Origin of the sequence: Bradyrhizobium diversitatis (genome assembly GCF_016031635.1) — a bacterium.
In the GTDB taxonomy this organism is placed as follows: domain Bacteria; phylum Pseudomonadota; class Alphaproteobacteria; order Rhizobiales; family Xanthobacteraceae; genus Bradyrhizobium; species Bradyrhizobium diversitatis.
In genome coordinates this window covers 1-20739 of the sequence record NZ_JACEGD010000010.1, presented here as the reverse complement: position 1 = coordinate 20739, position 20739 = coordinate 1, and the positions used below count along the sequence as shown (strand labels likewise).

The window sequence follows — 20739 nt, the reverse complement described above, 5'->3', positions numbered from 1 at the left end:
CCTGATGACCCAGCCGAGCTTTGCGACCCATGAGGTCTTCAACCAGTCGCCGCCGTTCGAGGACGTCGACCTGTTCGCCGCGGACCTGCCGCTGGTCGCAGCAGTCAGGGCCAGTGGCGGGGCGGCGGCCGAACGCGAGCTGTCGGCGTTCGGCAAGCAATGGGGCTCGGCCGCGATGGCCGATCGTGGGCGCCTCGCGAACGAGAACACACCGAAGCTGCGCAGCTTCGATGCCAAGGGCAATCGCCGCGACCAGGTCGAGTTTCATCCCGCCTATCACGAACTGATGGCGCACAGTGCGCATGCGGGCGTGCATAATTCGACCTGGACGGTGGATGGACGGCAAGCGGGCGATGCGGCCGAGGTCATTCGTGCCGCGAAATTCTACATGGCCGCGCAAGTCGAGACCGGCCACCTCTGTCCGATCACGATGACGCGCGCCTCCGTGGGGGCGCTGGCAATGCAGCCCGACTTGCTCGCGCGCGTGATGCCGGTTCTGTCGACGAAGAGCTACGATCCCAGCTTTGCGCCGTGGTGGCAGAAGCGCGGCATGACGCTCGGCATGGGCATGACCGAGAAGCAGGGCGGCACCGACGTGCGTGCCAACATGACGCGGGCCGTGCGCGAGGGGGACGGCTACCGCATCACCGGTCACAAATGGTTCATGTCGGCGCCGATGTGCGATGCGTTCCTGGTGCTGGCGCAGGCAGATGGTGGGCTGACCTGTTTCTTCATGCCGCGCTTCGCGCCGGACGGTTCGGTCAACGCCATCCAGTTCCAGCGGCTGAAGGACAAGCTCGGCAATCGCTCCAACGCCTCGTCCGAGGTCGAGTTCGTCGGCGCCTATGCCGAGCGGATCGGTGAGGAAGGCAAGGGCATCCGCACCATCATCCAGATGGTGCAGCTGACGCGGCAGGATTGCGCGATTGCGTCCGTCGGGCTGATGCGCTCGGGGCTCGCGCATGCGCTGCACCATGCGCGGCACCGCAGCGTGTTCCAGAAGCATCTTGCCGACCAGCCCCTGATGCAGGCCGTGCTGTCAGACATGGCGCTGCATGTCGAGGCCTGCACGGCCCTGGTGATGCGGCTTTGCCGCGCCTTCGACCGCACGCCCCATGATGCGGCGGAGGCGGCCTATATGCGGCTGCTGACGCCCGCGATCAAATACTGGACCTGCAAGAGCGCGCCGCCGTTCCTCTACGAGGCGATGGAGTGCCTCGGCGGCAACGGTTATGTCGAGGACGGCATCCTGGCCCGCCACTGTCGGGAGTCGCCGGTCAACGCGATCTGGGAAGGTTCGGGCAACGTGATGTGCCTGGACGTGCTCCGCGCGCTCGCGCGCGAGCCGGAGGCGGCGATGACGGTGCTGCAGGCGCTGGCGGCCGAGACCAAGGGCCTGCCGGGAGCCGGTGAGGCGGTCGCGTTCATCGGCAAGACTTTTCGCCGCGCCGACGGCGAACGCGTCGCGCGCCTTGCCGTCGAGAAGCTGGCGCTGCTTGCCGCGGCTGCGGCCCTCAATGGCGTGTCACCGCACAACGCCGAATTGTTCGCGAGCACGCGTCTCGCCGCCAATCACGCCAGCATGTACGGCGCCGTGGAGCTGGACAGCGGCGAGGTGCGCGCGCTGCTGGAACGGGCGCTGCCGTGATTGTTTGTTCCGTCATTCCGGGGCGCCTGAAGGGCGAACCCGGAATCTCGAGATTCCGGGTTCGGTCCTTCGGACCGCCCCGGAATGACGGTGAATTTCTAACGAAAGCCTCCTGATGGACTCCCTCAATCCCGACCATCCGCCGATCACAGCGGCGCCTGCGGACCTCGCGCCTCGTGTCTGGATGTTCTGGGGCACGGCGCTGTGGGGCGTCTTCATCTTCGTCGCGATGTTCGTCGGGCAGATCGGCGCCGTCTTTCTGCTGGCGGCGCAGCGCGGTCTTCCGATGGACCTCTCTTCGCTCCAACTCATCGGCCGCGAGCCCCAGACACTTGCGCTCTCGGTCATCATGGGGCTGCCCGCGACGCTTCTTGCGGTCTGGCTCGCCATTCGCATCAAGAAGGCGTCCTTCGTCGATTATCTCGCGCTGTACTGGCCTACCTGGAAGCAGCTGCTGTTCGGCGCCGTCGGCCTCATCCTGATCGTGCTGGTCTGGGAGACGATGTCGCGCGCGCTCGGGCGCGAGGCGACGCCGGGCTTCATGACCGATCTGTTGAAATCGGGACGCGACAAGGGCGCTGCCCTGTTGCTCCTGTTCGCTTTCAGCGTGGCCGCGCCGATGTCGGAAGAAATTCTGGCGCGAGGCTTCCTCTATCGCGGCTGGTCGGCGAGCTTCCTGCGCCTGCCCGGGGCGATCCTGCTGTCGTCGCTGATCTGGACGGTCGTGCACCTGCAATACGACCTGTACTTCCTCACCGAGGTCCTCGCCATCGGCCTGTGGTTCGGCTACATGCGCTATCGCTCCGGCTCGCTCTGGCTCACCATCGTGCTCCACGCGCTGAACAATCTGACCGCGGTGGTGCTGACGATGTGGCTGGGGAGCTAGGCCTCATACTCCGTCGTTGCGAGGGCAGCAAAGTAACCCAGAATCCTAGGCCAGCGCGATCGCGATCGGCATCGTGATTGCCGCCAGGATCGTTTGCAGCGTGATGATCTGCGCCAGCAACGGCGCGTCGCCGCCCATCTGGCGGGCCAGCACATAGGCGCTGGGCGAGGTCGGCACGGCCGCGCAGATCGCGACGATCGCGAGGCTGTTGCCGGTGATGCCGAACCAGGCCGCGAGCCCCAGCGCGAGCGCGGGCATCAGCACCAGCTTCAGGCCGACGCCGATGGCTGCGCCCAGGCTGGGACGCAACAGGCCTTTCAGATGCAACCCCGCGCCGGTGACGAGCAGGCCGATGGCGAGCGAGGACCGGCTCAGCGCGTCCGCCACCTCGTGCCAGATTTTTGGCAACGGCAGGTGCATCAGATTGACGGCAAGGCCGATTGCGCAGGCCCAGATCAGTGGATTGCGGATCACCGTCATGGCGATGGCGCGCGGGCATCGCTTCTCCTGTGCGGCGTAACGAGCGAGCACCGAGACGCTGAACACGTTGACCAGCGGGATGATCGCGACCATGGCCACGGAGGCGAGCGCCAGCCCGAGATCGCCGAACATGTTGGCGGCGATCGACAGCGCAACGAAGGTCTGCCACCGCGTCGCACCCTGGAAGATCGACGTGAAGGCGGGGCCATCGATGCCGAGCCGCGACAAGGCCGGCCGCAGCGCGAGACAGAGCAGCGACATCGCGAGCGCCGACAGCAGCAGCGCGCCGCCGACGCCGGCGACCGGCACCCTGGAGAGGTCGGCCTTGACCAGGGTCTGGATCAGCAGCATCGGAAACAGCACGAAATAGGTCAGCTGCTCCAGCCCGTGCCATTGCGTGTCGAGACGCATCAGGCTGTGCTTCAGCACGACACCGAGCACGATGAGGATGAAGACCGGCAGCAGCGCCGCGACCACGACCGGCATGGATCAGTCCGTCCCCGGCGCCGCGCGCAGATTTGCCAGACGGTCGAGCGCGCCTTGCAGGATGAAGATCGCGGCGTGCTCGTCGATCACCTCGGCGCGCTTGGCGCGGCTGACGTCCATGCCGATCAGCTCGCGCTCGACCGCCGCCGTCGAGAGGCGCTCGTCCCAGAGGCCGATGGGGAGCTGGGTCAGTCCGGCAAGGTTGCGGGCAAAGGCGCGGGTGGATTGCGCGCGCGGGCCCTCGCTGCCGTCCATGTTGATGGGCAGGCCGAGCACGAATCCGACCGCCTTGCGCTCAGTGGCGATGGCCAGCAGCCTGGCGGCATCCTGCTTGAACTGCTTGCGCTGGATCGTCTCGACGCCGGTCGCCAGCCGCCGGTCCGGATCGGACACGGCAACACCGATGGTCTTGGTGCCGAGATCGAGCCCGACCAGAGCGCCGCGCGCGGGCCAGTGGGTTGCAGCATAGACGAGAGGCAGGATAAGAGCCGGCATGGCGTAGCGCATATCACGCGTCGCGCTGCGGGGTGAACTGGTAACCATGGATGCACTGACACTATTCGGCCTGTTTGCCGTGACGGCGATGCTGGTCTGCTATGCCCTGGAGGATCGCAGCCACTGGTTCGTGCTGCTGTTCGCGGCGTCCTGCGCACTGGGGTCGGCCTATGGCTTCCTGCAAGGCGCCTGGCCGTTCGGCCTCGTCGAGGCGATCTGGGCGGTGGTGGCATTGCGGCGGTGGCATTTGAAGCCGCGGTGACGGAGGGGTGGGCGAGGGGCCTGCCGCGCGGCAAGCGGCTCCTCGCCCGGTCTCAAGTCAGCGGATCGCAATCGGGTTGATCATCGCCTGCACGCCGCCGGTCCAGCGCGGCTGTCCCAGCACGAACAGGAATTCATACCCCTTGTCGCGGGCCAGCGCGGCGGTATCCATGTTTTCGAGGATGTAGGTCCCGTTCATCGCGAGCAGGATCTGGTGCACCTCGAACACGTTCTTGGATTCGAACGGCAGCACCTCGAGCCCCCAGGTGTCGGCACCGACCGCGACGACACCCTTGCCGGTCAGATATTTTGCACCCTCGACGCCGAGGCCGGGCTCGCCGGCCGAATAGCGCTTGTCGTCCTTGCCGATCAGGCTGAGCCAGCCGGTGTGGAAGATGACGACGTCGCCCTGGCGGATCTCGACGTTCTGCTGCTTGGCGGCTTCCTCGATCTCCTTGACGTTGAAGGCGGTGCCTTCCTTCACCACGTCGGTCTTGAAATAGGCGGCCATGTCGAGCAGCACGCCGCGGGTGACCATCGGCGGCACCTTCTCGATGCCGAGCTTCTTCAGACCGTTGGGATCGGCGAAGTCGGCGAGCTTGTTGCCGTTGTAATAGACGTGTTCGATGCCGAGATGGCCGAGCCCGTCGAGCTGGCTGCCGATGCCGACCCAGCTGTCGAGGATGTCATCGTTGTAGGTGGCCTTGTTGGGACCGAGACCCGGGCTGCCGGCCTGTCCGGGCTGCACGATGGTGAGCTTGAATGCGCGCGGCGGATAGGCGGGCGTCTGCGGCGTGACGGGAATGCCGAGTGCGTAGGTCTTGCCGGTCTTCACCAGCGATGCCGCCTTCACCACGAGCTCGGGCGTCATGTAGTTGGCGGCGCCGACCTCGTCGTTCGGCCCCCATTTCGATTTGGTCCAGTCCTGTGCGCTTGCAGTTCCTGATATCGCCGACAACACAGCGACACAGCACAACACGAGCGTATTGCGCATCGATAGTCCTCCCGATGTTCTTGCCGATGTTTGGCTTCGTTATGGTTTTGCGCTGGCCAGTCAGTCATCCTAACGTAGAATGATCGCGGGCTTCAAAGCTTTTTGATGTGCTGCGTTGCCGCGTAGGGCAGCGTGGAAACGCGATGGATTTGTGACGAATTTCGTGGAGTGGAACGCTGCGTCGCGTCAGGCCGCGATGACGTCGTCGTCCTTCTTCAGGCAATCGGCAAAGCCGCTCAGCGCGCTGGTTTGATGGCCCGCGCGACGGTGGATGAACAGTGTCTCGACGCGCGCGTGCGCCGGGCTCAGCGCGTGGATCGCGATGCTGCCGTTCATCGCGCTGCGCTCGACGACCGCGCGCGGCAGCAACGTTACGCCCATGTCGGCGGCGACGCAGCCGATCATGCCGTCGAGCGTGCCGAGCTCGAAGCGCGCGGCCGATGGCCAGCCGTACTCGACGAACACCTGTTCGAGCCGCTGGCGGTAGGTGCAGCCAGTGCGGAAAACCAGCGCGGTCGGCCCGGACTCCGGCGTTCCCGCGCGCAGCTCGGTCATCGAGGCCCAGCGCCGTGCGCTGACCAGCACCAGCTCCTCGCGGAAGGCGCTCGTCGCGATGAGATCGGCATGCGTGATGGGACCCGCGACGAAGGCGCCGTCGAGCGAGCCTTCAAGCACGCCGGTGACGAGGTCGGCCGTCGGCGCGGTCCGCAAGGAAAGGCGCACGGCGGGGAAGCGGCGGTGGAAGTCGGCGAGCAGCGGCGGCAGACGCACGGCCGCCGTCGTCTCCATCGATCCGATCGCGAGCGGTCCTTTCGGCGCGCCATCGTCGCGAGCGGCGAGCAGGGCTTCCCGCGAGAGCGCTGCCATCTTTTGCGCGTAGGGGAGAAGGCGCTTGCCGGCGCCGGTCAGCGTCATGCCGCGGCTGTGGCGCTCGAACAGCGCAGTGCCGATCTCCGCCTCCAGCGCCTTCACGCGCTGGGTGACGTTCGACTGCACGGTGTTGAGCTCTTCGGCGGCGCGGGTGATGCCGCCCGTGCGGGCGACGGCGGCGAAGGTCTTGATATCGCTGAGTTCCATGGCGTCGTTTCGCTTTCGAGATGGCAGCGTTCGCAACAATTCATTTCTGGAGAATGCTAGTCGCGCCTAGTCTCGCTGTCCACATCGAGGACAAGCCATGCCGATGACGACGTCGCTGACCACGCTGCTGGGGATCGCGCATCCGATCCTGCTGGCGCCGATGGATGTCATTGCCGGCAGCCGTTTGGTCGCGGCGGTGAGCCGCGCCGGCGGGTTCGGCATTCTTGGCGGCGGCTATGGCGAGCGAGCGTGGCTGGAACAGGAGACTGCGACGCTCGCCGAACTGCGTGAGCCGTTCGGCATCGGCTTCATCACGTGGAGCCTCGCCAAGCGGCCCGAGCTTCTCGACATCGCGCTCGGCGCGAAGCCATCGGCGATCATGCTGTCGTTCGGCGATCCCGCGCCGTTCGCAGCGAAGATCAAGTCCGCCGGTGCACGCCTGATCTGCCAGGTGCAGGACGAGGCGATGGCGCGACAGGCGCTCGATGCCGGCGCCGATGTCCTGATCGCGCAGGGAACGGAGGCGGGCGGTCACGGCGCCTCGCGCACCACCGTCGATCTCGTGCCGGCGATCGTCGATCTCGCCGCCGGCCGCGTACCGGTGGTTGCGGCCGGCGGCATCGCGGACGGGCGCGGGCTCGCCGCCATGATGATGCTGGGCGCAAGCGGCGTGCTGCTCGGCACGCGCTTCTATGTGAGCCGGGAGGCCGACGGCGCAGAGGAGGCCAAGCGGCGGATCTGCGCAGCGAACAGCGGCTCCACGGTGCGCGGCATCATCTTCGATCTCTCGCGCAACAACGTCTGGCCGGCGCCCTTCACCGGGCGGTGCCTGATCAATGATCACGCCCGGCGCTGGATCGGCCGCGAGGTCGAACTGATGCAGAATGTCGCCGCAGTTGCGGTGGACTATGCCGCGGCGAAGGCGGCCGGCAATTTCGACGTCGCGGCCGTGATCGCGGGCGAGGCGGTCGGGCTGATTCATGATATTCCCCCGGCGGCCGAGATCGTCGAACGGATCGTCGTGGAGGCGGAGCAATTGCTGGAAGGAAGACGCAATTCGGTGAACGGTGCGTTCCCTTCTCCCCTTGTGGGAGAAGGTGGCGCGAAGCGCCGGATGAGGGGTATCTCTCCGCAAACTTAGCATGGTGATTGAGGAGAAATACCCCTCACCCGTCTCGCCGCTGGCGCGGCGATCCACCCTCTCCCACAAGGGGAGAGGGGAAGAGCGAATATGAGGCAAGAATCATGTGGCCTGACCGTCGACTGATCGATCTGTTCAAGACCGAATTCCCGATCGTGCTGGCGCCGATGGCCGGCGCCATGGATGCGGAGCTGGTGATTGCGGCCGCGCAAGGCGGCGCGCTGGGCTCGCTGCCTTGCGCGATGATCTCGGCCGAGAAGGCGCGCGAGCAGGTCGGTCTCATCCGCCAGCGCGTGAAGGCGCCGGTCAACATCAACTTCTTCTGCCACACGCCGGTCGAGCTGACAGCCGAGGCGGAAGCGCGCTGGAAGCAGCGGCTCGCGAGCTATTACACCGAGCATGGTCTCGATCCGGCGGCGCCGATCGCTGCGGCGAACCGCGCGCCATTCGACGCGGCGTTCTGCGAGGTTGTCGAGGAGCTGAAGCCGGAGGTCGTCAGCTTCCATTTCGGCCTGCCGGAGCAGGCGCTGCTCAAGCGGGTCAAGGCGGCCGGCTGTCTCGTCATCTCGTCCGCCACGACCGTGAAGGAAGCGGTCTGGCTGGAAGAACGCGGCGTCGACGCGGTGATCGCGCAAGGCGCCGAGGCGGGCGGTCATCGCGGCATGTTCCTGACCGACAGGATCGCAGAACAGCCCGGCACTTTCGCGCTGGTGCCGCAGGTTGCCGATGCCGTGAAGGTGCCGGTGATCGCGGCGGGCGGCATCGCCGATGGACGCGGCATCGCCGCGGCCTTCGCACTCGGCGCATCCGGCGTGCAGATCGGCAGCGCTTATCTGCGCTGTCCGGAATCCAGGGTCAGCGCGGGCGGCCGCAAGGCGCTCGCGGAAGCGCGGGACGATTCCACCGTCATCACCAATGTCATGACCGGCCGTCCGGCGCGCGGCGTCCAGAACCGCCTGATGCGCGAGGCCGGCCCGGTCTCGCCGGATGCGCCGCCGTTTCCCCATGCCGCGACCGCGCTTGGGCCGCTGAAGGCGGCAGCCGAAAAGCAGGGCAGGGTGGATTTTACCAATCTCTGGGCGGGGCAGGCCATCGCGCTCGGCCGCGAGCTCCCCGCCGCTGAATTGACCCGGGATCTCGCCAAATCGGCGCTTGCCCGCATGAAGGCCCTCGCCGGATAGGTGGGAAGCGCCGGTTGCGGCGCAAAACCGGCCTCTGCTATACGGCACATGGGTTTTGCCGTGAGAGGCCTTATATAATGTCCGTCGACGCCGTTACCGTCCGCCGCATCGCGCATCTGGCGCGCATTGCGGTTTCCGAGGACGAGGTTCCGCATCTGCAGGGCGAGCTCAACGCCATGCTCGCTTTCGTCGAGCAGCTCTCGGAGGTCAATGTCGAGGGCGTGGAGCCGATGACCTCGGTCACCCCGATGCAGATGAAGAAGCGGCAGGACGTGGTCGATGACGGCGAGATCGCCGACGATATCGTTGCCAACGCGCCCGCGACCGAGGGGCACTTCTTCCTGGTGCCGAAGGTTGTCGAGTAACTTTTAGGACCTTGTCCGATGTGCCTGCTATGCGACGATGAGAAGGCCTATCAGGCCTACATGAATTACCTCGACAAGTTGGAGCGGCAGGGCAAGGCTGCCGACCCCAATGTCGCCGTCAATGCCGTGCTCGACGAGATCGAGGCCGCTGCGAAAGCCGCCGCCAAAAAAGACGACCCGGCCAACGACAAGACCCTGTCTCCGTTCTTCTGCAGCCCGATCAATAAATGACCGATTTGACATCGCTGACGCTCGCCGAGGCCCGCAAGGGTCTCGCCGACAAGACTTTCACGTCGCTCGAGCTGACCGACGCGCATCTTTCCGCGATCGAAGCCGCGCGCGTGCTCAACGCCTTCGTGATGGAGACGCCGGATCGCGCGCGCGACATGGCGAAGGCCGTGGACGAGAAGATCGCCAAGGGTGAGGGCGGCCCGCTCGCGGGCATCCCGCTCGGCATCAAGGACCTGTTCGCGACCAAGGGCGTGCGCACCACGGCGTGCTCGAAGATCCTCGGCAATTTCGTGCCGACTTACGAGTCGACCGTGACCTCGCAGCTCTGGCGCGACGGCGCGGTGATGCTCGGTAAGCTCAACAATGACGAGTTCGCGATGGGCTCGTCGAATGAGACCTCCTGCTTCGGGCCCGTCGGCAATCCGTGGCGGCGCGACGGCAGCAACACCACGCTGGTGCCGGGCGGCTCGTCCGGCGGCTCGGCCTCGGCCGTGGCGGCGCTGCTGTGCATGGGCGCGACCGCGACCGACACCGGCGGCTCGATCCGCCAGCCGGCGGCGTTCACCGCGACCGTCGGCATCAAGCCGACCTATGGCCGCTGCTCGCGCTGGGGCATCGTCGCTTTTGCGTCGTCGCTCGACCAGGCCGGTCCGATCGCACGCAGCGTGCGCGATGCGGCGATGCTGCTGCGCTCGATGGCCGGTCATGACCCCAAGGACACGACCTCGGTCGACATTCCGGTGCCGGATTACGAGGCTGCGATCGGCAAGTCCGTGAAGGGCATGAAGATCGGCATCCCCCGGGAGTATCGCCTCGACGGCATGCCGGCCGAGATCGAGAAACTCTGGAGCGAGGGCGCGGCCTGGCTGAAGGCGGCCGGCGCCGAGCTGGTCGAAGTCTCGCTGCCGCACACCAAATATGCGCTGCCGGCCTATTACATCGTGGCGCCGGCGGAGGCCTCCTCCAACCTCGCGCGCTATGACGGCGTGCGCTACGGCCTGCGCGAGCCGGCCAAGAACATCATCGAGCTCTACGAGAACACCCGCGCGTCGGGCTTTGGCGCCGAGGTGAAGCGCCGCGTCATGATCGGCACCTATGTGCTCTCGGCCGGCTATTACGACGCCTACTATCTGCGTGCGCAAAAAGTGCGGACGCTGATCAAGAAGGATTTCGAGGACTGCTTCGCCAAGGGCGTGGATGCCATCCTGACGCCGGCGACGCCGTCGGCGGCCTTCGGCATCGGCGAGAAGGGCGGCGCCGATCCGGTCGAGATGTACCTCAACGACATCTTCACGGTGACCGTGAACATGGCGGGCCTGCCGGGCATCGCCGTGCCCGCCGGCAAGGACGCGCAGGGCCTGCCGCTCGGCCTGCAACTGATCGGCCGCCCGTTCGACGAGGAGACGCTGTTCTCGCTCGGCGAAGTGATCGAGCAGGCCGCCGGCCGCTTCACGCCCGCGAGGTGGTGGTGAATGTCGCTGATTTCATCGCGAGCCTCGGCGGCGCGGCGCCCGCGCCGGAGCTAAGCGCGCCGCTCGCGGGTCTCTGGTGGGCCGCGAAGGGGGATTGGGACCGCGCGCACAAGATCGTTCAGGACGAGAGCAGCCGTGAAGCCGCCTGGGTGCACGCCTACTTGCACCGCGTCGAAGGCGATCTCGGCAATGCCGGCTACTGGAATCGCCAGGCCGGTCAGCCCACGGCAACGGATTCATTGGAGGCGGAGTGGGAGCGGATCGCTGCCACGCTGCTCGGGAGCAGGACATGAGCACGGCCACGCACAAGCTTCTCAAGGGTGCTACTGGTGACTGGGAGATGGTCATCGGCATGGAGATCCACGCCCAGGTGACCTCGAACGCGAAGCTGTTCTCCGGCGCCTCCACCGAATTCGGCGGCGAGCCGAACACGCACGTGTCGCTGGTCGATGCGGCGATGCCGGGCATGCTGCCGGTGATCAACGAGGAATGCGTCAGGCAGGCTGTCCGGACGGGGCTCGGTCTCAACGCGAAGATCAATCTGCGTTCGGTCTTCGACCGGAAGAACTATTTCTATCCGGACTCGCCGCAGGGCTACCAGATCAGCCAGTACAAGTCGCCGGTCGTCGGCGAAGGCGAGGTGCTGGTCGAGCTCGACGGCGGCCGCAGCGTCACCATCGGCATCGAGCGGCTGCATCTGGAGCAGGACGCTGGCAAGTTGCTGCACGACCGGTCGCCGACCATGTCCAATGTCGATCTCAACCGCTGCGGCGTGGCGCTGATGGAGATCGTATCAAAACCGGACATCCGCGACGCCGAGCAGGCCAAGGCCTATGTCACCAAGCTACGCTCGATCCTGCGCTATCTCGGCACCTGCGATGGCGACATGGAGAAGGGATCCTTGCGCGCCGACGTCAACGTCTCGGTGCGCAAGCCGGGTGGGCCGCTCGGTACCCGCTGCGAGATCAAGAACATGAACTCGATCACCTTCATCGGCCAGGCGATCGAGTACGAGGCGCGGCGGCAGATCGAAATCCTCGAGGAGGGCGGCCAGATCGAGCAGGAGACGCGGCTCTACGACCCCAACAAGGGCGAGACACGCTCGATGCGGTCCAAGGAAGAGGCGCACGACTACCGCTACTTCCCCGATCCCGACCTGCTGCCGCTGGAGTTCAGCCAGGAATTCGTCGACGCGTTGAAGGCGAAGCTGCCGGAGCTGCCGGATCAGAAGAAGACGCGCTTCGTCGCCGATTTCGGCCTGTCGGCTTACGATGCGAGCGTGCTGGTCGCCGAGCGCGAGAGCGCGGTGTTCTACGAGACAGTGCTCGACAAGCTCGCCAATCGCGCCCGCGACGGCAAGCTGGCGGCGAACTGGGTGATCAACGAGCTGTTCGGCCGTCTCAACAAGGAAGGACGGGACATTACGGGCTCTCCGGTCAATGCGGAGCAGCTGGCAGCGATTATCGACTTGATCGGCGAGGGAACGATCTCCGGCAAGATCGCCAAGGATCTGTTCGAGATCGTCTGGCAGGAAGGCGGCGATCCCCGCGCGCTGGTGGAAAGCCGCGGCATGAAGCAGGTGACGGATCTTTCGGCGATCGAAAAGGTTGTCGACGACATCCTCGCTGCCAATCCCGACAAGGCCGCGCAGGTGAAGGACAAGCCGCAGTCGCTCGGCTGGTTCGTCGGCCAGGTGATGAAGGCGTCCGGCGGCAAGGCCAACCCGCAGAGCGTCAACGACCTGCTCAAGTCCAAGCTCGGCCTCTAGCCGCACGCGTTCTATCGAGGTGGCGGACATGCTTCGCCGCCTCGCTTTCTGCTCTCGGTGCGACGCTCGCGCGCATCCTCGGCAGCAAACTTCATCCCGATCGACAGTGCCGCGGCGACCGAATCGCCGTCACGCGATTCGCGCAAAACGGCGGCTTGCACACGCTCAGACGAGCGTTCGCGCCGTTAAGGATGAAAATATTTTCGTTGCCAAAATTCACGACTCAGAGTCCGCGAAGTGCCTCTGCGAGGCAATCGGGGGAATGGCGACGCACATCATCGCGTCGGTCGCGGGCGATGCGCACGTGCAGAAAAATACTTGCTGCATAGTGTTTTTCTGCAATCGCATCAGTCGCGAACGTCGGCGCTGCGCCTGTTCTCCGTGATCGCAGCTACACCTCGTGCGGCGCGTTTGCGTCGCGCTCGCCAAGCGCAGGCGCGTTGCGCCGTCAACACTTCTTTAAGCGAGACGCTGTTTTTTTCTTCGTGTTGGTGTATTCGGGATGAAGTGCATTCGATCCCCGAGTGCACGCAGCGATTAAAGCCATCTCACACATCGGAGGGCAACATGGCCAAGAAAGCGAAGAAGGCGAAGGCGAAGAAGGCGAAGAGCGCAGTGAAGAAGACTGCGAAGAAGACCCGCAAGGTCGCGAAGAAGAAGAAGTAACTTCGCTTCTGAAGTTGCCGGCTCCAGATAGCCGGCACGTCATCAGCGCCTCCTAGAGGGTTCTGGTCGACGATAGAGGGTGTCGGCGAGACATCAGGTCAACGGTCGGACCGTTCTCTTTCGCGGTCCGGCAGAAGAAACGAGTTTTCTTCGTTCGGTGCGGTTCTCCGAAAAGGAGCTCCGCAATTTCACAAGCGGCCTTCGGGCTTGCGTGGAATCTGGTCCTGACGTGTTCGCCGACGCCCTCGTTCTCGTGAGGCCGGGGTATTGCCGGCATTCCTTCCCCCCCCGACATTGCTGATCTGACCGCGACGCGTCCGCGCTGCCTTGAGGTAGGCGAGGCCGGGCATGATTGCACGCCGTCTGCGTGCCGCTTCTCCAGGCGCGGTGTCATCGCCCGGCTCCGACCGGGCGATCCAGTACGCCGAGACGGTCGTGGTTGAAACGATGGGCCGCAGCGTACTGGATTCCCCGCCTGCGCGGGGAATGACAGGCGGGTGCGGCCACGACGGCGCGCCGCTCCATGAATTGGAGCCGTAGCACGCGCCACCGCGCGCGATGGTTATCGATCTGCCAAAATCCCAGGGTAAACCGAATCTGACGAATTGCAGAAGTGCCTGCAAATCAGGGACTTTCTGAATTTCCCCTACGCGCCTCGCGCGCTCGCGTTTACGTCTGCTTCATTGCGATACTTAAACTGCCATTCAAATTTGCCCGCCATCATCACCTCCAACAAGCCGGCAAACGGCTTGGGCAGGAAGACTCGGGGAAGAGTTGAACAGCTATTTGGACGGGAGCCGCGCTCGGTGGAGCGGGACGGCACAAGAATAAGAGGGGATGCGTGATGTTTCAGGGTACTTTCGATCTGGAGACGGCGACGCCGATCGACGCGAGCGCGCTGTCGGACGTGCTGTTCGAGCGCGGGATCTATTGGGCGAGCGGCCGCTCCGGGATCGTCGATCTCGTCGCCGCGCACAAATGGTTCAACCTCGCGGCGTTGAAGGGCCGCAAGGACGCGGTGGCGCTGCGCCAGGAGGTCGCCGGGCAGATGTCGGATGCCGAGATCTCCATCGCCCAGCGCGAGGCGAGGGCCTGGGTCTCCGCGCACTGAGATGAGAACCGCCTCCGACCCGTGTTTGCACGGGTGGGTCCGGTTGCGCTGAATCAAGTTTGCTGGTCGTGCCGCCGCATAAAACCGCATGGCATGGGCGACCAAAACACGAATGGACGATGGCTTCCGATCCAGATCGCTCCCGACGAGTGCGATCTGGAACTAGGGCGTCTGCACAAGACGGGAATTGTGTCCTGGTCCTTCCCGTGCCGGCGCAGGGGCGGCGTCTGGTTCAACGTCTGGGCCGGCGAGGCTGTGCTGATATCGCCCTCGCATTGGCGGATATGGCGATCCGGTATCTAGGTGCGCGCCTAAAAATCCACCAGCACCGACGGCGCACTGCGCTTCGCCTCGCCGTGGAAAACGGCCTCGATGTTGTTACCATCAGGGTCGAGCACGAAAGCCGCTTAATATCCGGGATGATAGGCTCTCTCGCCGGGCGCACCGTTGTCGCGCCCGCCATGGGTCAGCGCCGCGTTGTGGAAGGCATCCACTGTCGCGCGGTCCCTCGCCTGGAAGGCAAGGTGGTGTCGTCCTGTCAGAACACCCAGCGCCGCCGGACTTTCTGCCGAAGACACGACGAGTTCGTCAGCCCAGAAATATCCATCGGCGGTGTCGACAACAGGAATCTCCAGCACAGCCAGAATAGCAGTGTAGAAATCCCGGCTGGCCTTGAGATCCTGCACCACAAGCTGGATGTGGTCGATAAGCCGACCTCGATGCAATTGATGAATCTCGATGATCTCTCTCCTTGTCAAAGCTGGCTGATAAAGTTCATTGCTGAGCATCAGTCCAGTCGATGACGGTCAGGTCATTCCTCAGCCTGTGACAAAGACGCCTTCCACACTGTTCGCCAGTCCACATGGCTTCATGCGGCAATAGGCGGGAATATCGCGCTGTGGAGGGAATCGGCGAGGGTGGCGGGCCAAAGCCGACGAAACCGAGAACTACGTCTACTCTATAGGGAAAGAGTGTCTACAGTCATTAGCGGTGAGCAGCATAGGGAAATCGGACGTGGTCTACCCCGTGAAAGCAGGAGCGTAGTCGACTCTACCGGTTGGCGGTTGATCGGCAATTAAATTTAAGCGCATGAAATATTCTGGCGGCGCTCCTTCGTACCGCAAGTCATCATCGCGATCGAAACCAAAGCGGCGATAGTAGGCAGGATCACCAAGGACGACGCATCCCGCAGCACCTGACGAACGAAGATGCTCAAGACCAGTGCGGATGAGGGCAGAACCAATGCCTTTTTGCTGATGATCAGGTTCAACTGATACGGGACCGAGGCCAAACCATCCGTCATGCGCACCGTCTATCGTGACAGGTGAGAAGGCGACATGTCCGATCAAAATGCCGCCTTCGATCGCGACCAACGAAAGGGAGAGCGCATCACTCGCCCGCAATCTCTTGATTATCTCAGGTTCGGCTTGATCGCTGTGTTCCATGCCTGCAAATGCCCGCGCTGTAACGTCAGCGATGGCGGAATAGTCGCCCTCTTGTTCTTGCCGTATCATCATAGTGCAGAGCCCATCAGACGTTGTCTATCGGGCGTCAACATATACTGGTGTACTTTCAGTGATGAGGATCGTTAGCTGCTGTCGCTGCTCTCAAGATATATCGGGCCACAGCGTAGAATCGGCGGTTTCCTATCTCGCCCGGCGGCATGTGGTAATCGGCGGCAACATCGCGCCATGGAGGGCAATCGGCGGGGTGTGGCGGAGAGGGAGGGATTCGAACCCTCGATACAGCTTGAGACCGTATGACGCTTTAGCAAAGCGTTGCCTTCAGCCACTCGGCCACCTCTCCGGTGCGAGCCTTATGCCTCTAATTACTTGGGCCGGTCAATTTAGAAGCGTGTGATTTCGCTCGAATATTCCCAGTGATCTTCGCCGCAGGGCGGCTGTTGTCGCGGCGAGAGTGTGGCGCTGCGAGAGCGGACGCGAAGCTTGAACCTCGGGCACATTGCAAGGGTGTTCCCGCATGGAAACCTCCTTGCTCACGTCGGAAGCCGATTTGCTAGGAAATTCAATGGCTCGCGAGAAGGAGCTATAGAGATTTGGCAGCCCGCGTCTTGGCTCGCCCAGCTGACGGCCCGATTCCAAATAATCCCACCTCCATAAAGAGTGTCTGCCGGCCGCCTCAGGCGCAGCAGGTGGCCCAGCTTGCATCCGACCGGCCGCCGCGGAGGCGGTCGATACCCCCTCATTGAGTCTCGTTTCTGATTCCACGATTCGAGGTCGTCAAAGCCCCTCCAGGCCGACGTCTCGGCTGGGCGCCTCATGTGGGGAACTTTGATGGCGAATGGAACCGCTGAAAAAATGCCAATGTAAACAATGTGTTGCGAGGGCGGTTTGATCACATCTGCGTGTTATTTGTGCAACACCCGTTGGAAAACACGCTTCATCGGCCCGTTTCGGAGCGTTCTCTTGTTGTGTGTGCAAGGGCGTTCGGTAATTGTGGCTGAGCGACGGAGGGGGGCATCCCGAGGTCGTCCCGTTTAAGTCTTTCGCTTAAGTCCCTCGCGTTCATGCGGGTGTGTCCGAAGGCGCGAAGGGACTTAGAGCGGTGATTTAGAGGGGGTTTGGGAATTGGCCGTCCGGTCAGTGACCTTCCCTGAAGAGCAACTTGGAGGTTTAACATGAAGTTGGTTAAGAGCCTTTTGCTCGGCTCAGCGGCGGGTCTGATCGCCGTGGGCGGAGCGCAGGCAGCCGATCTCCCCGTGAAGGCCAAGGCGGTCGAATACGTGAAGATCTGCTCCCTGTACGGAGCCGGATTCTACTACATCCCGGGCACCGACACCTGCATCAAGCTGGGTGGTTATCTGCGCGCTGAAGTCGCGCTGAACACCAACTCGGTCTACGGCGGCCAGTTTAGCGGTACCGGCGGGGCGCACAACCGTCTCAGCAACTACTACACGATGCGCGCTCGTCAAGATCTCAACATCGACACGCGCACCGCGACCGAATACGGCGTCGTCCGCACCTTCTTCGATGCGACGTTCTCCTGGACCACTGGTAACTTCACCGGTCAGGGCTCGGCCACTGGCGCGACCGGCTACTCTGCCACGACTGCTGGTACCGCCACCATCAACCCGACCGACGGTGGCACTTCGGGCGGCTCGCTCGGCGTGTACTACGCCTTCATCCAGTTCGCCGGCTTCACGATGGGTAAGGCCGTGTCGCAGTTCGACGCGCCTTGGACCAACTATCCCGGCAACAACTTCGACGGTCTCGTCGGTGGCAGCGGCACGGTCACTGGCGTCAACCAGTTCACCTACACCGCTGACTTCGGTCAGGGCATCACGGCGTCGTTCTCGGCGGAAGATGCGACGGCTTACTATCAGGCAGGCAATCTGAACCTGACGGGCGCAACGGTTGCTGGCATCGCTGGCGGTTCGTACGGATCCAACGCCATCGGCGGCTCGCGTTCGCCGAACCTCGTCGGTATGGTCCGTGTCGACCAGGCTTGGGGTCTGTTCCAGGCGTCGGTTGCGGCGCATGACAACCATGTCGCCTATTATGGCCCGACCGAGATCACTGGCCACCCCGACGACAAGTGGGGTTGGGCGGTTCAGCTCGCTCTGTCGATCAAGAACATCCCGACCGGCGCGGGTGACACGATCAACATTTCGGGCGTCTACACCGATGGTGCGACCCGCTACAACTTCCAGAACCTGGCAGGTAGCTCGTACTCGATGTTCAGTGGTTCCGACATCGCTTACCAGAGCATCGGTTTCGCCAATGCTCCGGACACGGTGTTCGTGACCGGCGGCTCGCAGGAGACCGTTAAGACCTGGGGCTTCCGTGGTGCTTACACCCACAACTGGGATCCCTACTGGAACACGGCGATCTACGGCGCTTATGCTGCGGCCCAGTTTGGCTCGCTGGCCAAGAACGCCATCTGCGGCGGCGGCGGTTTCGTCGGTGTCATGGCTGTGGCCGGTGTCACCGGCTGTAACCCCGACTTCAACATCGGCCAGGTGGGTGTGATCACCCGCTGGACTCCTGTGAAGAATCTGACCTTCTCGGCGGATTTCAACTGGACCCGTCTCGATCAGAAGTATGCCGGCACGGCCCTCATCACTCCGGCTGCTGCTGTCTCCAAGCCGACCGCGGTATATGAGTTCAAGGATCAGGACTCGTTTACCCTGCTCCTCCGCGCTCAGCGCAACTGGTAAGCTCTGGTCTAACGACCTGACGGAGAACCCCGGCGGGCAACCGCCGGGGTTTTTCTTTTGGCGATCGCATGCTGGTTCGCTTGGGGCAGGTCCGACCTGGTACCGCCACTCTCCGTTGATTTCGCGGTCTTGGTTGCGACCTGATGGAAGTCACTGTGGAGGGATGCGCTGCAAGCGGTCTCCGACCGGGATGCGCAGAGAAGCCCGCCGGTGCCCGGCCCAACCGTACAAGCGCCCCGACGATCTCGCCCTGCAGCAGGATCGACCTACGCCTTCATCTGTCAGGGCACCGTTCATCCGCTAGCTGGCGCACCGGCGAGCGCGCCGATCGGACCGCAACAGTCGCAGCGCTCAGGGCGCGCGTCGGAAGGGCCCGCTGAGGATCGTGGCCGGCGCCCAATATGCCTCGGCGACTTAAGGTCCTGACGAGGGCGGCGCTCGCTCCCATGCTCGGCCGCGAATCGGAACGGGGCAGCGTCATTCCACGCTTACGGCGCCGCGACGCAGATCGGCCTCGATCTGCAAGCGCGTGCCGCCGCCGAAGCGGGCGCGGTAGACCTGAAGGTTCTCCATGATCCGCTGCACGTAGTTGCGCGTCTCGGAGAACGGAATCAGCTCGACCCAGTCGACCGCATCGACCTTCGGGTCGCGCGGATCGCCGTAACGCTCGACCCACTTCCTCACGCTGCCGCGGCCCGCATTGTACGCGGCGAAGGTCATGATGTAGGAGCCGCGATAATCCTCGAGCAATCCGCCGAGCTCGGCCGAGCCGAGCGCGGCGTTGTAGACCGAATCGTTCTTCAGCCGCCCCAGGTCGTAGGTCGCGCCGTGGCGTTTGCAGACGTAGCGGGCGGCGTCCGGCGTCACCTGCATCAGTCCATAGGCCTGCGCCGGCGAAACCACGCGTGGATTGAATGCGCTCTCCTGTCGCGCGATCGCATAGATGATGCTGCGCTCGACGTCGGGGCCGATCGGCGTGAACTGCGGAATGCCGTTGACGGGATAGGCGTAGAAATCGAACGGCAGGCCGCGGTTGAGCGCACCCTTGCCGACCAGCAGCATGCCGCGCGCATCGCTATAGCGCTGGGCGAGCTCGCCGAGGCCCGCAACCGCTTCGGGATCGCCGTTCTCGCCCATGTCGGCGAGCATGGGCACCGCGAGCTCGCGCTCGTCGAGCTCATAGAGCAGATGCGCAGCGCGCACGATCTCAAGCCGATCGGCCCCGCGCCCGCGCGGCTGGCTGTTGAGCTCGATCTGCGGCAGGCCGAGTTTGGCCCGGGCCAGCTGGCCGTAATAGCTGGTCGACTGTTCGGCGGCGCGGGCATAGGCGTTGCGCGCCTCTTGCTGACGCCCCATCGCTTCGGCCGCGCGGCCCTGCCAGTAGCCGGCGCGCGCCAGCGCGGTCGGATTGACGCTGCCGACGCCGATGCGAGCAAAATGCTGGGCGGCGGTCGCGGGGTCGTTGAGGAATCGCAGCGCGATCCACCCGGCGGTGAACTCCTGCTCGGTCTTGTAGATGTCGCGCGAGGGCAGGGCGGCATCGCGCGCGATCAGATAGGCCGACCGGAATTCCTCGGTGTCGATCATCTTGCGCGCCAGGAGGCGCCGCTCGATCCACCATTCGTCGAGATTGTGAAGGCGACCCGGATCCTTGGGCGCCGACAGCATCAGCTGGGCGGCTTCAGTGAACTTCTCCTCGCGGCGCAGGAGCTGGATCTTGCTGAAGGTGTAGCCGGGGTCATTGTGCAGCTCGCGCGGCACGGCGTCGAGCAGCGCCCGCGCGTTCGGCGCTTTCTTGACGGCGGCGATGCGGGCCTTGGCGAGCGCGACATAGCCGGCGCCGAGGCGCTTTGCGGCGCGCAGGGCCGCCTCGGTCTCGCTGCCGTAGAGCAGGGTGTCCATCCGCGCTTTCTGGTCGCCCGGCGTCAGCAGGGCACCGAACTGGTCGAGCGCGTTGTTCTCGGTGTCCTCCGACATCGGATCGCTGCGCCAGGCCTCGCGCACCAGCCGCTCGGCATTGGCGCGGTCGCCGCGCGCCAGCATCGCCTTGGCGAGCGTGAAGCGGCCCTTAGCGGAGATCGGAGATTCGTTCTCGAACCACGACCACGCGACCGAATCGTCGCGCCTGTCGTCCCACATCGCGGCCTCGAGGCGCCGGCGCAGGAAGGTCTGCGACGGCCAGGTCGGATTGGCGGAGATGAAGGCGCGATAGCGTTCCACGGTCGCGCCGTTGTCCTCGCTGCGCAGGATGATCCATTCGGCGAGCTTTCGCGCGACCGGATCCGAAATGCCGGCCGCGG

The 20739-nt window shown here is 64.4% G+C and carries 18 protein-coding genes, 1 tRNA gene and 1 pseudogene; 12 read left to right on the top strand and 8 right to left on the bottom strand.

The window, feature by feature from the left end; translation table 11 throughout:
- The first annotated feature begins 4 nt into the window (after positions 1–4).
- Together H1B27_RS11305 and H1B27_RS11300 are read left to right on the top strand one after the other, a co-directional pair.
- Positions 5–1648 (top strand): acyl-CoA dehydrogenase family protein, encoded by a 1644-nt coding sequence (locus tag H1B27_RS11305; protein ID WP_197966107.1) that lies wholly within the window; start codon positions 5–7, stop codon positions 1646–1648.
- Positions 1649–1763: 115 nt separating this feature from the next.
- On the top strand, positions 1764–2534 hold the full coding sequence (locus tag H1B27_RS11300) for a CPBP family intramembrane glutamic endopeptidase (protein ID WP_197966106.1): 771 nt from the start codon (positions 1764–1766) through the stop codon (positions 2532–2534).
- Between the two features lie 45 nt (positions 2535–2579).
- On the opposite strand, the gene H1B27_RS11295 is transcribed toward H1B27_RS11300, so the two are convergent.
- Positions 2580–3500 carry an AEC family transporter gene (locus H1B27_RS11295; RefSeq protein WP_197966105.1) on the bottom strand — a complete coding sequence of 307 codons (921 nt, stop codon included), beginning with the start codon at positions 3498–3500 and terminating at the stop codon, positions 2580–2582.
- Between the two features lie 3 nt (positions 3501–3503).
- On the bottom strand, positions 3504–3995 hold the full coding sequence (gene ruvX / locus H1B27_RS11290) for a Holliday junction resolvase RuvX (protein ID WP_197966104.1): 492 nt from the start codon (positions 3993–3995) through the stop codon (positions 3504–3506).
- A gap of 46 nt (positions 3996–4041) precedes the next feature.
- Here ruvX and H1B27_RS11285 point away from each other — a divergent pair, with 46 nt between their 5' ends.
- Positions 4042–4257 (top strand): hypothetical protein, encoded by a 216-nt coding sequence (locus H1B27_RS11285; protein WP_061877313.1) that lies wholly within the window; start codon positions 4042–4044, stop codon positions 4255–4257.
- A 57-nt stretch (positions 4258–4314) separates the two neighbouring features.
- Here H1B27_RS11285 and H1B27_RS11280 read toward each other — a convergent pair whose 3' ends face one another.
- Together H1B27_RS11280 and H1B27_RS11275 are read right to left on the bottom strand one after the other, a co-directional pair.
- Positions 4315–5250, bottom strand: coding sequence for a cyclase family protein (locus tag H1B27_RS11280; RefSeq protein WP_197966103.1), 936 nt, complete (start codon positions 5248–5250; stop codon positions 4315–4317).
- A 186-nt stretch (positions 5251–5436) separates the two neighbouring features.
- Entirely contained in the window at positions 5437–6327 is an 891-nt protein-coding gene (locus H1B27_RS11275) for a LysR family transcriptional regulator (RefSeq protein ID WP_197966102.1), read from the bottom strand.
- A gap of 97 nt (positions 6328–6424) precedes the next feature.
- Here H1B27_RS11275 and H1B27_RS11270 point away from each other — a divergent pair, with 97 nt between their 5' ends.
- The 8 genes from H1B27_RS11270 to H1B27_RS11235 all read left to right on the top strand — a co-directional run bounded on the left by H1B27_RS11270 (position 6425) and on the right by H1B27_RS11235 (position 14262).
- Positions 6425–7468 (top strand): NAD(P)H-dependent flavin oxidoreductase, encoded by a 1044-nt coding sequence (locus H1B27_RS11270; RefSeq protein WP_197966101.1) that lies wholly within the window; start codon positions 6425–6427, stop codon positions 7466–7468.
- 104 nt (positions 7469–7572) lie between these two features.
- The gene (locus H1B27_RS11265) at positions 7573–8649 is read left to right on the top strand and encodes an NAD(P)H-dependent flavin oxidoreductase (RefSeq protein ID WP_197966100.1); all 1077 of its coding nucleotides are present in this window, start codon (positions 7573–7575) and stop codon (positions 8647–8649) included.
- A 77-nt stretch (positions 8650–8726) separates the two neighbouring features.
- A complete protein-coding gene (gene gatC / locus H1B27_RS11260) occupies positions 8727–9014 on the top strand; it encodes an Asp-tRNA(Asn)/Glu-tRNA(Gln) amidotransferase subunit GatC (protein ID WP_061877317.1) in 288 nt (95 codons plus the stop codon).
- 18 nt (positions 9015–9032) lie between these two features.
- On the top strand, positions 9033–9245 hold the full coding sequence (locus H1B27_RS11255) for a hypothetical protein (RefSeq protein ID WP_197966099.1): 213 nt from the start codon (positions 9033–9035) through the stop codon (positions 9243–9245).
- Positions 9242–10717, top strand: coding sequence for an Asp-tRNA(Asn)/Glu-tRNA(Gln) amidotransferase subunit GatA (gene gatA, locus H1B27_RS11250; protein ID WP_061877319.1), 1476 nt, complete (start codon positions 9242–9244; stop codon positions 10715–10717). Before H1B27_RS11255 ends, gatA begins: the two co-directional genes overlap by 4 nt.
- Entirely contained in the window at positions 10708–11010 is a 303-nt protein-coding gene (locus H1B27_RS11245; RefSeq protein ID WP_156504763.1) for a hypothetical protein, read from the top strand. The genes gatA and H1B27_RS11245 overlap by 10 nt, the downstream gene beginning before the upstream one ends.
- Positions 11007–12485 carry an Asp-tRNA(Asn)/Glu-tRNA(Gln) amidotransferase subunit GatB gene (gene gatB / locus H1B27_RS11240; RefSeq protein ID WP_061877320.1) on the top strand — a complete coding sequence of 493 codons (1479 nt, stop codon included), beginning with the start codon at positions 11007–11009 and terminating at the stop codon, positions 12483–12485. Before H1B27_RS11245 ends, gatB begins: the two co-directional genes overlap by 4 nt.
- A 1510-nt stretch (positions 12486–13995) precedes the next feature.
- Positions 13996–14262: a hypothetical protein gene (locus H1B27_RS11235; protein WP_061877321.1), complete on the top strand. Its 267-nt coding sequence runs from the start codon at positions 13996–13998 to the stop codon at positions 14260–14262.
- Positions 14263–14573: 311 nt separating this feature from the next.
- Here H1B27_RS11235 and H1B27_RS11230 read toward each other — a convergent pair.
- From H1B27_RS11230 to H1B27_RS11220, 3 genes and pseudogenes are all read right to left on the bottom strand, one after another.
- Positions 14574–15002, bottom strand: a pseudogene (locus H1B27_RS11230) (VOC family protein).
- A gap of 279 nt (positions 15003–15281) precedes the next feature.
- The gene (locus tag H1B27_RS11225; RefSeq protein ID WP_082821929.1) at positions 15282–15779 is read right to left on the bottom strand and encodes a GNAT family N-acetyltransferase; all 498 of its coding nucleotides are present in this window, start codon (positions 15777–15779) and stop codon (positions 15282–15284) included.
- 196 nt (positions 15780–15975) lie between these two features.
- Positions 15976–16068, bottom strand: a tRNA-Ser gene (locus H1B27_RS11220).
- An 832-nt stretch (positions 16069–16900) separates the two neighbouring features.
- Between H1B27_RS11220 and H1B27_RS11215 the strand changes: the two genes are divergently transcribed.
- Complete coding sequence (locus H1B27_RS11215) at positions 16901–18439, top strand: porin (RefSeq protein WP_061877325.1); 1539 nt, start codon at positions 16901–16903, stop codon at positions 18437–18439.
- 477 nt (positions 18440–18916) lie between these two features.
- Here the strand turns inward: H1B27_RS11215 and H1B27_RS11210 are convergent.
- A partial coding sequence (locus tag H1B27_RS11210; protein ID WP_197966098.1) for a lytic transglycosylase domain-containing protein occupies positions 18917–20739 on the bottom strand: 1823 nt, incomplete at its 5' end.

Coding starts and splice junctions, on each gene's coding strand:
- H1B27_RS11305 (WP_197966107.1), top strand. CDS start 5: ATGACCCAGCCGAGCTTTGCGACCCATGAGGTCTTCAACCAGTCGCCG.
- H1B27_RS11300 (WP_197966106.1), top strand. CDS start 1,764: ATGGACTCCCTCAATCCCGACCATCCGCCGATCACAGCGGCGCCTGCG.
- H1B27_RS11295 (WP_197966105.1), bottom strand. CDS start 3,500: ATGCCGGTCGTGGTCGCGGCGCTGCTGCCGGTCTTCATCCTCATCGTG.
- ruvX (WP_197966104.1), bottom strand. CDS start 3,995: ATGCCGGCTCTTATCCTGCCTCTCGTCTATGCTGCAACCCACTGGCCC.
- H1B27_RS11285 (WP_061877313.1), top strand. CDS start 4,042: ATGGATGCACTGACACTATTCGGCCTGTTTGCCGTGACGGCGATGCTG.
- H1B27_RS11280 (WP_197966103.1), bottom strand. CDS start 5,250: ATGCGCAATACGCTCGTGTTGTGCTGTGTCGCTGTGTTGTCGGCGATA.
- H1B27_RS11275 (WP_197966102.1), bottom strand. CDS start 6,327: ATGGAACTCAGCGATATCAAGACCTTCGCCGCCGTCGCCCGCACGGGC.
- H1B27_RS11270 (WP_197966101.1), top strand. CDS start 6,425: ATGCCGATGACGACGTCGCTGACCACGCTGCTGGGGATCGCGCATCCG.
- H1B27_RS11265 (WP_197966100.1), top strand. CDS start 7,573: ATGTGGCCTGACCGTCGACTGATCGATCTGTTCAAGACCGAATTCCCG.
- gatC (WP_061877317.1), top strand. CDS start 8,727: ATGTCCGTCGACGCCGTTACCGTCCGCCGCATCGCGCATCTGGCGCGC.
- H1B27_RS11255 (WP_197966099.1), top strand. CDS start 9,033: ATGTGCCTGCTATGCGACGATGAGAAGGCCTATCAGGCCTACATGAAT.
- gatA (WP_061877319.1), top strand. CDS start 9,242: ATGACCGATTTGACATCGCTGACGCTCGCCGAGGCCCGCAAGGGTCTC.
- gatB (WP_061877320.1), top strand. CDS start 11,007: ATGAGCACGGCCACGCACAAGCTTCTCAAGGGTGCTACTGGTGACTGG.
- H1B27_RS11235 (WP_061877321.1), top strand. CDS start 13,996: ATGTTTCAGGGTACTTTCGATCTGGAGACGGCGACGCCGATCGACGCG.
- H1B27_RS11225 (WP_082821929.1), bottom strand. CDS start 15,779: ATGATGATACGGCAAGAACAAGAGGGCGACTATTCCGCCATCGCTGAC.
- H1B27_RS11215 (WP_061877325.1), top strand. CDS start 16,901: ATGAAGTTGGTTAAGAGCCTTTTGCTCGGCTCAGCGGCGGGTCTGATC.